The sequence below is a fragment of the Steroidobacter flavus genome (assembly GCF_042651805.1).
Taxonomy (GTDB): Bacteria; Pseudomonadota; Gammaproteobacteria; order Steroidobacterales; family Steroidobacteraceae; genus Steroidobacter; species Steroidobacter flavus.
Genome location: NZ_JBHSDU010000003.1, coordinates 3225694 through 3237312 on the forward strand (window position 1 = coordinate 3225694; position 11619 = coordinate 3237312).

Below are 11619 nucleotides of genomic sequence, written 5' to 3' on the forward strand. Positions count from 1 at the left end.
CATTCTGGGGAGCCGGCGGCCGGTAGCACTCTGCTAAACTCCGCGACCCCATGCCTCGCTCCGACATTAGCTTTCCGCAAAAAGACGCCGAGCTGCGGGAAGACGTACACATGCTCGGCGCAATGGTCGGCCAGGTCATCCGCGAGCAGGGCGGCGAGGCTTTGTTCGAAGCGGTGGAAAGCGACCGGCAAGCGGCCATCGCGCGCCGTGACGGCGACACCGACAGCGGCCGTGAGCTGACCGAGCGGACCCGCAATGTGCCGCCGGAGCAGGCACGCGATCTGGTGCGCGCCTTCTCGACCTGGTTCGAGATGGTCAACATGGCGGAGAAAGTCCATCGCATCCGCCGCCGTCGCCAGTATTTCAACGAGGGCAAGACCCAGCCGAGCGGCATCATCGAGGCGGTCAACAAGCTCAAGGCGCAGGGCCTGTCGCTCGAAGACGTCTGGCGGCTGATGCTTCAGATGTGGATCGAGCCGGTATTCACGGCGCATCCCACCGAATCCACCCGTCGCACCATCCTGCGCAAACAACAGAAGATCGCGCAGCTGTTGTTGAAACGAATTGGATTGCCGCGCACCGCAAATGAAACGCGCGTGCTGTGGGATCGTGTTCGTAACGAGATCACTTCGGGCTGGCAGACGGCCGAGAACTCGCGCGAGCGTCTGTCGGTCGCCGATGAGCGCGAGCACGTGCTGTTCTTCATCGCCGAAGTGCTCTACAAAATCGTGCCGACGTTTTACGAAGAGATCGAGGCGGCGCTCGAGCTGGCGTATGGCGAGGAAGCGCGCGACCGGGAAGTGCCGGAGATCCTGCGCTTCGGCTCCTGGGTCGGCGGCGACATGGACGGCAACCCCGACGTTCATGCCAAGACCCTGCGCGAGACCATCGCGCGCCATCAGCAGATCATCGTCAACAATTATTTCCTCGAGTGCAAAAGCCTCGCGGAGTCGTTGTCTCAAAGCGCCTCACGTGTCGGCGTCACGCCGGAGCTGGCAGCGAAGGTCGAGCAATATTCGGTGCTGTTGCGCTCGGGCGGCAGTCTGTCGCCGGCCCGGCACGACCGCATGCCTTATCGCGTGTTCCTGGGGCAGATCATGGAACGGTTGCGTGCGACCTACGAAGGACGCGCCAATCATTACGAAGGTGTGAATGAATTCCTCGGCGACATCAATCTGATCGCCGACAGCTTGCGCGCCAACAAGGGCGAGCACGCCGGATTGTTTCAAGTGCGCCGGCTGATCCGCCGGATTCGAACCTTCGGTTTTCATCTGGCCACGTTGGATCTGCGCCAGAACGCGGCCGCGCATCGTGCTGTCATCGGCCAGGGGTTCAACGACGCGGGCTGGGCGAGTCGCACCAGCGCGGAGCGGACCGCTCGGCTGCGGGATGCGCTCGAGCGCGACGAAGGTCCGAGCAATGTGCTCGACGCCACCGGCAAGCGCAGCCTGTGGGTCCTCGAAGCGCTGGCGCATTGTCGTCATCGTTACGGTGACGACGCGATCGGCGCTTATGTCGTGAGCTCGACCCAGGGCATCGACGACATGCTGTCGTTGTTGTTGCTGGCCCGCTGGGCCGATACAGCCGATCGTCGCACCGGCGATGTGCCCACCGACGTGGCGCCGATGTTCGAATCGGCCGAGTCGCTGCAACGTTGCGGCGAGATGATGAAACAGCTGTTCGAAGAGCCGGTTTACAAACGTCACCTGCAGGGCCGCGCCAATCATCAATACGTGATGATCGGTTATTCCGCCAGCAACAAGGAAAGCGGCATCGTGCGCGCACGCTGGCTGATTCGTGAGGCGCAGGAGTCGTTATTTGCGGTGGCCGATGCGGCCGGCATCGACTTGACACTTTTTCACGGTCAGGCCGACGGCATCGATCGCGGCGGCGGCCGCACCGAAGTGCTGGTCAGAAGCGCTCCGAACGGCGCGCGTCGCGGTCGGTTGCGCATCACCGAGCAGGGCGAGCTGGTCAACGAGAAATACGGCCTGCGCCCGATCGCGCTCCGCGTGTTCGAGCAGGCGTTCAATGCGCTGTCGTTGTCACGGGCTGGCGTGATGCCGCCGGAGCGGGTTGAGCCGGCCTGGCGCGAGGCGATGGAGCTGATGAGCAAGGAAAGCTCGCGCGTGTATCGCGGCCTGGTGTTCGACGATCCCGAATTCCATGACTTCTTCTGTCAACTGACTCCCATCGACGTAATCGAGCGTATGCAGCTCGGCTCGCGTCCCGTGTCCCGGCTGGACCGTGTCGGCATCGCCGCCATCCGCTCCATCCCTTGGTGGCATGCATGGTCGCAGTGTCGTTACATGATGCCCGGCTGGTTCGGCGCCGGCTCGGCGCTGGCGCTGGCCTCGCGCACGCTCGGCGACGCCGTCCTGCGCGACATGCACGAGCACTGGTTTTTCTTTACCAATCTGGTCGACGACATCGAGCTGTCGCTGGCTCGCGCGGATCTCGATATCGCGCGCGTTTATGAACAGCTGGTGGACGAAAAGTACCGTCGTTTCATTCCCGTGTTACGCGCCGAGTACGAGCTGGCGCGTCAGCAGGTGCTGCGCATCCGCTGCTGTGAGCAGTTGCTGGAGGGCGCGTCCACGGTCCAGCGCTCCATTTTGTTGCGTAACCCGTACATCGATCCCATGCATCTGACGCAAGTGGACTTGTTACGGCGCTGGCGCGCCGGCAAGCGGGAAGAGCGCGAGCTGTTGTCGGGGTTGCTGGCGACGGTGAGCGGCATCGGCCAGGCCTTGCAAGGCGCCTGACGCCGTCAGCGGGATCGATTGATCTCGATCAATTCGTGTGCCGGTTCAGATACGGCAACAGCCACTCGACAATCACGTCGTGATCGACCTTGTCCCGCCCCCGGTCGCGCGCAAACATCTCCGGCCGGTCTTGTAACAGCCTGAACGCGAATACGACTGCGTCGGTCGCATGCAGCCGGCGCGATTCCGGCAACCGGAACCACTCTTCGATGACGCGGGCTTGGGCTTCTTGTGGTTGTGGCATGAAGCGCTCCACGGAGCGCGGCGGAACATAGCAGTCCGTTTTTATCGCCGCATCAGTTTTTTTCCGTGTATCCGGTATGTATGCGTGGCGCGCGAAACGTCACATGCAATTCGCGGCGTGCAAACAGGCAGATACAGTGTGGCGCGTAACAAATGGACAAAATTTGTCAGGTAAGGGCGCGAGGAGGTGCGCCGGGGCGACCAAGAAAACACGGCAAATTCTCGCGCAGAAACATCCGCACTCCGTTCAGCTGACGCGCGTGATTGCATAACGCATGAATTGTGTCGAGAACTGCATGTTTGCAACTTTGTTAGCTGCGATGTTCTATTCAAGCGCGATTGCTTACGGCAGAATCCGCGTCCTCCTAAACTCTTCGGCCTTTGCCGAATTGGCACGTAAGTGAAAGCTCCGCAGAAGAAGCCGCGTCAGCGGTCAACAACCAAAACATCCTCGCCCTGGACGGCGGTGTCGCGCAGCGGCTCGCATCTGAACGTGGAGGACTTCCTCACGTTTCGATTGACGCGCCTGTCGAACTCCCTGCGCACCAATCTCACCAAGCCGTATCTGGAGCAGTTCGATCTGAGCCTGCCGGAATGGCGCTTGCTGGCGCTGGTGGCGCGCTTCGCGCCGATGCGCTTCTCGGAAGTCACGGTCCGCAGCGGCATGGACAAGGGTCAGGTGAGCCGGACGTTGCGTGTCATGGCCACGCGCGGACTCACCAAGACCAAGGCGATCAAGGATCGCGGCTCGCGCTCGACCGAGGCGCTGGCGGCCCCGGTGATGGTTTCAATCACGCCGAAAGGCACAGCTTTGTACAAAGCCGTGTTGCCCGTGGCGCGCAAACGTCAGGCGGACATGTTACTGACGTTGAACGAAACGGAGCGCGCGTCGCTGTATTCCATCATCGACAAGCTGTCTGCCACGATCGGCAACGCCGACAGCGCCGACGCCGAATAACTATTGAGAAACGCCGATGAGCGGGCCGAGCGTGCCCGCTCGTGAACGGATTGCCGCGTTCACGGTGTTCATCAGCAAGCAGGCGATGGTCATCGGCCCGACGCCGCCAGGCACGGGCGTGATTGCGCCGGCATGTGACAACGCCGCGTCGAAGTCGACGTCGCCCACCAGCTTGCTCTTCCCGTCCGCGCCGACGGTGCGATTGATGCCCACGTCGATGACGATCGCCCCAGGGCGGATCCAGTCGCCGGCGATGGCTTTCGGTCGCCCGATGGCCGCAACCAGAATCTCGGCCTCGCGGCACAGCTGCGGCAGATCGCGCGTGCGCGAGTGAGCAATCGTTACAGTGCAGTCGTTTTGTAACAGCAGCTGTGCCATCGGCTTGCCGACGATGTTGGAGCGGCCGACCACGACGGCGCGCTTGCCGGCGAGATCTCGGGTTACTTCGCGAATCAGGATCAAACAGCCGAGCGGCGTGCACGGCACGGTCGCATCCTGACCGAGCGCCAGCCGGCCGGCATTGACCGCATGAAAGCCGTCGACATCTTTGGCCGGATCGATGGCGGCCAGTACCGCCGCGCTATCCACGCCGGCCGGCAACGGTAGCTGCACCAGAATGCCATGCACGTCGGCGCGGCCATTCAATTGCTCGACCAGTGCAATCAACTCCGACGTGCCGGTGCTCGCGGGCAGGCGATGATCGAAATGTTTCAGCCCGGCGGCGGCCGCTTGTTTGGTCTTGCTGCCGACATACACCTGACTGGCCGGATCCTCACCGACCAATACGACGGCCAAGCCCGGAATCACGCCGTGCCGGGCCAGTTCGGCGGTCCGGGCGGCCACGCGTTCGCGCAATCGTTCGGCGACGGCGCGGCCGTCGATCAGAGTCGCTGTCATATGAATTCCTGATTATTGATAGAGATCGCGATAGCGCTCGCGCAGGGCGCTTTTTTGGACTTTGCCCATGGTGTTCCGGGGCAGCTCGGCGACGAACACGATGCGCTTGGGCAGCTTGAATTTGGCGAGCCGTTGCTCGAGCGCGCTACGAATGCTCGCTTCGTCCAGCGCGGCGTTTTTATTGAGCACCACCACCGCGGTGACACCTTCGCCGAAGTCCGCATGCGGCACGCCGATGACGGCGCTTTCGTTCACGCCGGGCAGCGCGTCGATTTCCAGCTCGACCTCGATGGGATAGACGTTGTAGCCGCCGGTGATGATCAAGTCCTTGCCGCGACCGACGATGTACACATAACCGTGCGCATCGCGCTTGCCGAGATCGCCGGTGATGAAAAAACCATCCTGGCGAAATTCGGACGCCGTTTTCTCTGGCATGCGCCAGTAGCCCGAGAAAACATTGGGGCCGCGCACTTCGATCATGCCGATGGCGTCGGGCTCGGGCAGCGGCGCGCCACTGTCGGGATCGGCAATGCGCACTTCGACGCCCGGCAGCGCGGGCCCGACCGAACCGGGAATGCGCTGGCCGTCGTACGGGTTGGACGTGTTCATCAGCGTCTCGCTCATGCCATACCGTTCCAGGATGGCGTGTCCGGTGCGTGCCTGAAATTCCCGATGGGTCTCGGCCAGCAGCGGCGCCGAGCCTGAAACAAACAAGCGCACGTTGCGCACCGTGTGCTTGTTCAACCCGGTGTGTTGTAACAATCGCGTGTAGAAGGTCGGCACGCCCATCATCACGCTGGCTCGCGGCAGCAGCCGGATGATGTCGTCGGCATCGAATTTCGAAAGAAACAGCATCGAGCTGCCCGAGGCCAGCACGGTGTTGATGGCGACGAACAGGCCGTGCACGTGAAAGATGGGCAGGGCGTGCAACAACACATCGTGCGAGCTGAAGCGCCAGGCCTGCGCCAATGTCGTCGCATTGGATGACAGGTTGGCCCGCGTGAGCATCGCGCCTTTGGAACGGCCGGTCGTGCCGGAGGTATAGAGCAGGGCGGCCAGTGTCGTTGGCGCATGGGCGGCGCTTGGCGGCGCGTCGCTGCCGATGTCGAGCAGCGAGCCGCCGCCACCGTCGTCCAATGTTTCCACGTGCTTGACGCCACACGCCGCGGCGATCGGTTGCACTTGCTGTCGATCGGCAGGGCGCACGACCGCGACACACGGGGCGGCGTCGCCGAGAAAATATTCGAGCTCGGCGAAGGTATAAGCGGTGTTCAGAGGAACGAAGGTCGCGCCGAGGTGCAGGCAGGCCAGATACAGCGCGATGGCCTCGGGAGATTTCTCGACCTGGGCGACGACCCGATCGCCTGGCTGCACTTCGAGTGCCGTCAGTGCGCCGGCGAGCCGTCGGGTGAGCGCGGCCATTTGACCATAATTCAGGCGGCGGCCGTCGCCGGTCTCCAGCAGCGGGCGTTCTGGATCGTCAGCGGCGACGGTTTCCAGCCACCGTGACGGATCGTCGGTGGCAGCGGCATTCGACATCGGCGGGTCTCATGAGGCGGGATCAGGCGCCCATGATAACGCCCCGGCAACGCGGACTCAGGCCCGGTTGGAGACGGCGCGCTTCTCTTCGTACATCGCGGCGTCGGCACGGGCGAGCAGCGACTCGAGGTCTTCTTCGGTGGGGATGTCGACCAGCGTCATGCCCACGCTGATGTTCAGCGGATACGGGCGGCGATGGGTTTGATTGAAGATCTGCAGATGTTCGCGCAGCCGGCCGGCCAGCGCGTGCAGATCCTGAGTGGAATGGACGTGCGCCATGGCGACGAACTCGTCGCCGCCGATGCGCGCCAGAATGTCCGAGCTGCGGAAGGTATCGCGCAGAACCTCGGCGGTATCGCGCAACGCCTGGTCGCCGGCCTGATGACCGAGGGTGTCGTTGATGCGCTTCAGGCCGTTCAAGTCCATGAAGAACACGCCCATCGCGTAATGCTCGCGCTGGGCCACTTTGAGCGCCTGCTGAGCCAGCTCGAAAAAGCCGCGGCGATTGCGCAGCTGGGTGAGTTCGTCGATCAGGGACAGGTTTTGCAGCAGCTCGGCGCTCCGACGCAATTCTTCTTCCCGCTCGCGGACTTGAAGCTCGGCGCGATGCTTGTGAATGGCCACCTCGATCGCACAGCGCAGCTCATCTTCCTGAAACGGCTTGATCAGATAACCGAGCGGACCGGTCATGACCGCGCGCTGAAGCGTCTCGGCGTCGCGATGACCGGTGAGAAAGATCACCGGGACGTGAGCATGTTCCTGCATCATGCGCGCCGCCTGAATGCCGTCGATCTCGCCTCGCAGGCTCACGTCCATGACGACCAGCTCGGGCCGCAGCTGGGCGGCCATGCTGACCGCCTGCGCGCCTTCGCTGGCCACGCCAGTGATGCGGTAGCCGAGGCGGGTGAGTGCTTCCTTGAGGTCCTGCGCGACGATGCCCTCATCTTCGACGATGAGTATGGATGCCGGGTGCGGCTCGGGCCCGGCGCCGGGCAGATCGTCGTCAACTGGCGACGAATCCTGCTGGATCGAGCGATCGAAGCGGTTGCGAGGCTCCACGTTGAACAATCCGTCACTCCCCTGGGGGCGGACCCCGCCTTGGATGCACCGTAACGCTTGAACCCTCTTACGGGTTCACCGGTAATTCATCCGTCGGACACACGGGGTGGCCGTCAGGGCCTACAATTCAGGTTGGCGATCCTCAGGAGAACAGCGTTTGACTCAGCATGCACAGTCCGATGGACGGGCTTTGATCTGCGGCTCGGTGGCCTTCGACACCATCATGGTGTTCGAGGACCGGTTCAAGAATCACATCCTGCCCGACAAAATCCACATGCTGAACGTGTCGTTCCTGGTGCCGCAGATGCGGCGGGAATACGGCGGCTGCGGCGGCAACATCGCCTATAACCTCAAGCTGCTGGGCGACACTGGATACCTCATGGCGACGGTCGGCCGCGATGCCGGCTTATACCTGGACTGGATGCAGCAGAACGGCATCCCCACGGACTACGTGCGCGTGCTGGAAAGCGAGCACACCGCGCAGGGCTTCGTGACCACGGACCTCGACGACAACCAGATCTGGGCCTTTCATCCGGGCGCCATGCAACACTCGCACGTCAATGAAGTGTCGCAGGCGGTCCGGCAGGCGAGTCAGCCCATCAAAGTCGGCATCGTCGCACCCGACGGCCGCGACGGCATGCTTCAGCATGCCGCGCAGTTCGCCGCCGCCGGCATTCCCTTTATTTTCGATCTCGGTCAGGCCATGCCGCTGTTCGACGGCGAGCACTTGAAGAGCTTCATCAGCAAGGCCACTTATGTGACATTGAACGACTACGAGTGGCAGGTGGTCCAGCAGCGCACTGGCTGGGGCGAATCCCAAATACTCAACCACGTGCAGGCGCTGATCGTCACGCGCGGTGCCGAGGGTTCGGAAATCCATACCCGCGAGGGCAAAATCGACATTCCGAGCGCGAAGCCCAAAGCCGTGGTCGATCCGACGGGCTGCGGCGACGCTTATCGCGCGGGTCTGCTCCATGGTCTGCTTCATGGCCGGGACTGGCAGACGACAGGCCGGATCGCCTCACTGCTGGGGGCGATCAAGATCGAGTCGCGGGGCACGCAGAACCATCGGTTCACTTGGGACGAGTTTGCTACCCGCTATCGGGAAAATTTTGGCACCCCGCTGTAACCGCGGGCGGGTTAGCATCTGAATTCAAGTCAAAGGACCTTTTAATGAGCAGCAGCAGCTTCCTGTTTACCTCCGAATCCGTCTCGGAAGGCCATCCGGACAAAGTCGCGGACCAGATTTCCGATGGCGTGCTGGACGCCATCCTGGCGCAGGACAAGTACTCGCGCGTCGCCGCTGAGACCCTGTGCACGACCGGCCTCGTGGTGCTGGCCGGTGAGATCACTACCGGCGCCGTCGTCGATTTCCAGGCGGTCGCGCGCGACACGATTCAACGCATCGGCTACGACAACACCGATTACGGCATCGACTACAAAGGCTGCTCGGTGCTGGTGGCCTACGGCAAGCAGTCGCAGGACATCGCGCAGGGCGTGGATGAAGGCCGCGGTATCGATCTGGATCAAGGCGCCGGCGACCAGGGTCTGATGTTCGGTTACGCGTGCGATGAAACGCCGAGCCTGATGCCGCTGCCGATCTATCTGTCGCATCGCCTGGTTGAGCGTCAGGCCCAGCTGCGCAAGAACGGCAAGCTGCCCTGGCTGCGCCCGGATGCGAAGTCGCAGGTGACGATTCGTTATATCGACGGCAAGCCGAAAGAGATCGACACCGTGGTGCTCTCGACCCAGCATCACCCGGACATCGAGCACAAGCAGCTCTCCGAGGCGGTGATCGAGGAGATCGTGAAGCCGGTGCTGCCGAAGGAAATGATCGGCAAGAAAGTGAACTATCTGATCAATCCCACCGGCCGCTTCGTGGTCGGCGGTCCGCAGGGCGATGCCGGCCTGACCGGTCGCAAGATCATCGTCGACACCTACGGCGGTGCCGCTCCGCACGGCGGTGGCGCGTTCTCGGGTAAGGATCCGTCGAAGGTCGACCGCTCGGCCGCTTACGCCGCGCGCTACGTCGCCAAGAACATCGTCGCTTCGGGCCTGGCCACCAAGGCTCAGGTGCAGGTGTCGTACGCGATCGGCGTCGCCAAGCCCACCAGCATCATGGTGACCACGTTCGGCACCGGCAAGGTGTCGGATGAGCGCCTGGAAGAGCTGGTCGCGAAGCATTTCGACCTGCGCCCGAAGGGCATCATCCAGATGCTCGACCTGCTCCGGCCGATCTATCAGAAGACCGCCTCGTACGGCCATTTCGGCCGCAATGAGCCGGAATTCACCTGGGAAAAGACTGACAAGGCGGAGCTGCTGGCCTCGGAAGCCGGCGCCAAGCGCGCGGCCAACGCCTAATTGAACTAACAAGTAACCACCCCGCCGCCACAGGCGGCGAGAAATCAGTAAAAGTCACGCCTTTTGCTGATTTCCCGAGGGTCGTGGCAGGATGCCCGATCCCGAGTTTAATCAGCCCGGCGCCTGTCGCCGGGCTTGGTTTTTGTTAGAATCCCGGCTCCGCGATCCGAGGGGCGCTGCAGCAGCTCGAGGCGTTCTGCCCATGACTGCCAGGCTCGGCTCGCAAGCCATTAGGCAACGGCGCCCTCCAACCTGACGGAGATATGTATGAGCGCAGTCGCCAAGCCCGCATCCTCGGGCGATTTCCACGTTGCTGACCTGTCCCCCAAGACAGTCGATTGGGGCCGCAAGGAAATCCTGATCGCCGAGACCGAAATGCCCGGTCTGATGGCCATCCGTGAAGAGTTCGCTAAGTCCCAGCCTTTGAAAGGAGCCCGCATCACCGGCTCCCTGCACATGACCATTCAGACCGCGGTGCTGATCGAGACGCTTCAGGCGCTCGGCGCCCAGGTGCGTTGGGCCTCGTGCAATGTGTTCTCGACCCAGGATCACGCCGCCGCCGCCATCGCGGCCAAGGGCACGCCGGTGTTCGCATACAAGGGCGAGACGCTGGATGAGTACTGGGATTACACCCACCGCATTTTCGATTGGCCGGACGGCGGCTACTCGAACATGATCCTCGACGACGGCGGCGACGCGACGCTGCTGCTGCATCTGGGCACGCGCGCCGAAAGCGACGCCAGTGTGCTGAACAACCCGGGCAGCGAAGAAGAGATCTGCCTGTTCAACTCCATCAAGGCCAAGCTCAAGGTCGACCCGAAGTGGTACTCGGTGCGGTTGAAGGCGGTGAAGGGCGTCACCGAAGAGACCACCACCGGCGTGAAGCGCCTGTATCAGATGGCGAAAGAGGGCAAGCTCGCGTTCCCGGCCATCAACGTCAACGACTCGGTCACCAAGAGCAAGTTCGACAACCTGTACGGCTGCCGTGAGTCGCTGGTCGACGGCATCAAGCGCGCCACCGACGTGATGATCGCCGGCAAGGTCGCGGTCGTGGCCGGCTACGGCGACGTGGGCAAGGGCTCGGCGCAGGCGCTGCGTGCGTTGTCCGCCACTGTGCTGATCACCGAGATCGATCCGATCTGCGCGTTGCAGGCGGCGATGGAAGGCTATCGGGTCGTGACCATGGAAGAGGCCGCCAAGATCGGCGACATCTTCGTCACCACCACCGGCAACTTCCACGTGATCACTCACGATCACATGAAGGCGATGAAGAACAACGCCATCGTGTGCAACATCGGCCACTTCGACAACGAAATCGACGTGGCCTCGTTGAAGAAGTACACCTGGGAGAACATCAAGCCCCAGGTCGACCACATCATCTTCCCGGACGGCAAGCGCATCATCCTGCTGGCGGAAGGTCGCCTGGTTAACTTGGGCTGCGGAACCGGTCATCCGTCGTACGTGATGAGCTCGTCCTTTGCCAACCAGACCCTGGCGCAGATCGAGCTGTTCGCGCACACGGCGAAGTACCCCATCGGCGTCTACGTGCTGCCCAAGCACCTGGACGAGAAAGTCGCCCGACTGCAACTGGCCAAGCTCGGCGTGAAGCTCACCACGCTGACCGACGAGCAGGCCAAGTACATCGGTGTCGACAAAGCCGGGCCGTACAAGCCGGATCATTATCGTTATTGATCGGGCGCCAGCCCGAGGGAGATGACCATGTCCGACGGCTCGACCCCTGCCAACCTGAGCTCCCTGTCCCGCGCCGTTGCGCCCAAGGGAAGTTCGGGTCGAGGT

The 11619-nt window shown here is 62.7% G+C and carries 9 protein-coding genes and 1 riboswitch; of the genes, 5 read left to right on the forward strand and 4 right to left on the reverse strand.

Features of this window, described 5'->3' with window-relative positions; genetic code table 11:
* Nucleotides 1–50: 50 nt before the first annotated feature.
* Nucleotides 51–2765, forward strand: coding sequence for a phosphoenolpyruvate carboxylase (locus ACFPN2_RS19730; RefSeq protein WP_380599590.1), 2715 nt, complete (start codon nt 51–53; stop codon nt 2763–2765).
* Nucleotides 2766–2793: 28 nt separating this feature from the next.
* Here the strand turns inward: ACFPN2_RS19730 and ACFPN2_RS19735 are convergent, their stop codons facing one another.
* Nucleotides 2794–3009: a hypothetical protein gene (locus ACFPN2_RS19735; protein ID WP_380599592.1), complete on the reverse strand. Its 216-nt coding sequence runs from the start codon at nt 3007–3009 to the stop codon at nt 2794–2796.
* Between the two features lie 399 nt (nt 3010–3408).
* Between ACFPN2_RS19735 and ACFPN2_RS19740 the strand changes: the two genes are divergently transcribed.
* Nucleotides 3409–3966: a MarR family winged helix-turn-helix transcriptional regulator gene (locus ACFPN2_RS19740; protein WP_380599594.1), complete on the forward strand. Its 558-nt coding sequence runs from the start codon at nt 3409–3411 to the stop codon at nt 3964–3966.
* Here ACFPN2_RS19740 and ACFPN2_RS19745 read toward each other — a convergent pair whose 3' ends face one another.
* Genes ACFPN2_RS19745 through ACFPN2_RS19755 form a run of 3 tightly spaced genes read right to left on the reverse strand, consistent with a single transcriptional unit; the run spans nt 3967 to nt 7461 of the window.
* Complete coding sequence (locus ACFPN2_RS19745) at nt 3967–4863, reverse strand: bifunctional 5,10-methylenetetrahydrofolate dehydrogenase/5,10-methenyltetrahydrofolate cyclohydrolase (RefSeq protein ID WP_380599596.1); 897 nt, start codon at nt 4861–4863, stop codon at nt 3967–3969.
* 12 nt (nt 4864–4875) lie between these two features.
* Entirely contained in the window at nt 4876–6402 is a 1527-nt protein-coding gene (locus ACFPN2_RS19750) for a malonate--CoA ligase (protein WP_380599598.1), read from the reverse strand.
* Between the two features lie 57 nt (nt 6403–6459).
* Nucleotides 6460–7461, reverse strand: coding sequence for a diguanylate cyclase domain-containing protein (locus ACFPN2_RS19755; RefSeq protein ID WP_380599600.1), 1002 nt, complete (start codon nt 7459–7461; stop codon nt 6460–6462).
* Nucleotides 7462–7684: 223 nt separating this feature from the next.
* On the opposite strand from ACFPN2_RS19755, the gene ACFPN2_RS19760 reads away from it, so the two are divergent.
* From ACFPN2_RS19760 to ahcY, 3 genes are all read left to right on the forward strand, one after another.
* Nucleotides 7685–8590 (forward strand): carbohydrate kinase family protein, encoded by a 906-nt coding sequence (locus tag ACFPN2_RS19760; RefSeq protein WP_380600186.1) that lies wholly within the window; start codon nt 7685–7687, stop codon nt 8588–8590.
* 44 nt (nt 8591–8634) lie between these two features.
* Entirely contained in the window at nt 8635–9822 is a 1188-nt protein-coding gene (gene metK, locus ACFPN2_RS19765; RefSeq protein ID WP_380599602.1) for a methionine adenosyltransferase, read from the forward strand.
* A gap of 162 nt (nt 9823–9984) precedes the next feature.
* A riboswitch (S-adenosyl-L-homocysteine riboswitch) is annotated at nt 9985–10075 on the forward strand.
* Nucleotides 10076–10089: 14 nt separating this feature from the next.
* Nucleotides 10090–11514: an adenosylhomocysteinase gene (ahcY, locus tag ACFPN2_RS19770; protein WP_380599604.1), complete on the forward strand. Its 1425-nt coding sequence runs from the start codon at nt 10090–10092 to the stop codon at nt 11512–11514.
* Nucleotides 11515–11619: the final 105 nt, after the last annotated feature.

Excerpts from the sequence above, each read along its gene's own strand:
- metK (WP_380599602.1), top strand. The coding sequence starts at position 8,635 with ATGAGCAGCAGCAGCTTCCTGTTTACCTCCGAATCCGTCTCGGAAGGC.
- ACFPN2_RS19745 (WP_380599596.1), bottom strand. The coding sequence starts at position 4,863 with ATGACAGCGACTCTGATCGACGGCCGCGCCGTCGCCGAACGATTGCGC.
- ACFPN2_RS19760 (WP_380600186.1), top strand. The coding sequence starts at position 7,685 with ATGGTGTTCGAGGACCGGTTCAAGAATCACATCCTGCCCGACAAAATC.
- ACFPN2_RS19750 (WP_380599598.1), bottom strand. The coding sequence starts at position 6,402 with ATGTCGAATGCCGCTGCCACCGACGATCCGTCACGGTGGCTGGAAACC.
- ACFPN2_RS19735 (WP_380599592.1), bottom strand. The coding sequence starts at position 3,009 with ATGCCACAACCACAAGAAGCCCAAGCCCGCGTCATCGAAGAGTGGTTC.
- ahcY (WP_380599604.1), top strand. The coding sequence starts at position 10,090 with ATGAGCGCAGTCGCCAAGCCCGCATCCTCGGGCGATTTCCACGTTGCT.
- ACFPN2_RS19730 (WP_380599590.1), top strand. The coding sequence starts at position 51 with ATGCCTCGCTCCGACATTAGCTTTCCGCAAAAAGACGCCGAGCTGCGG.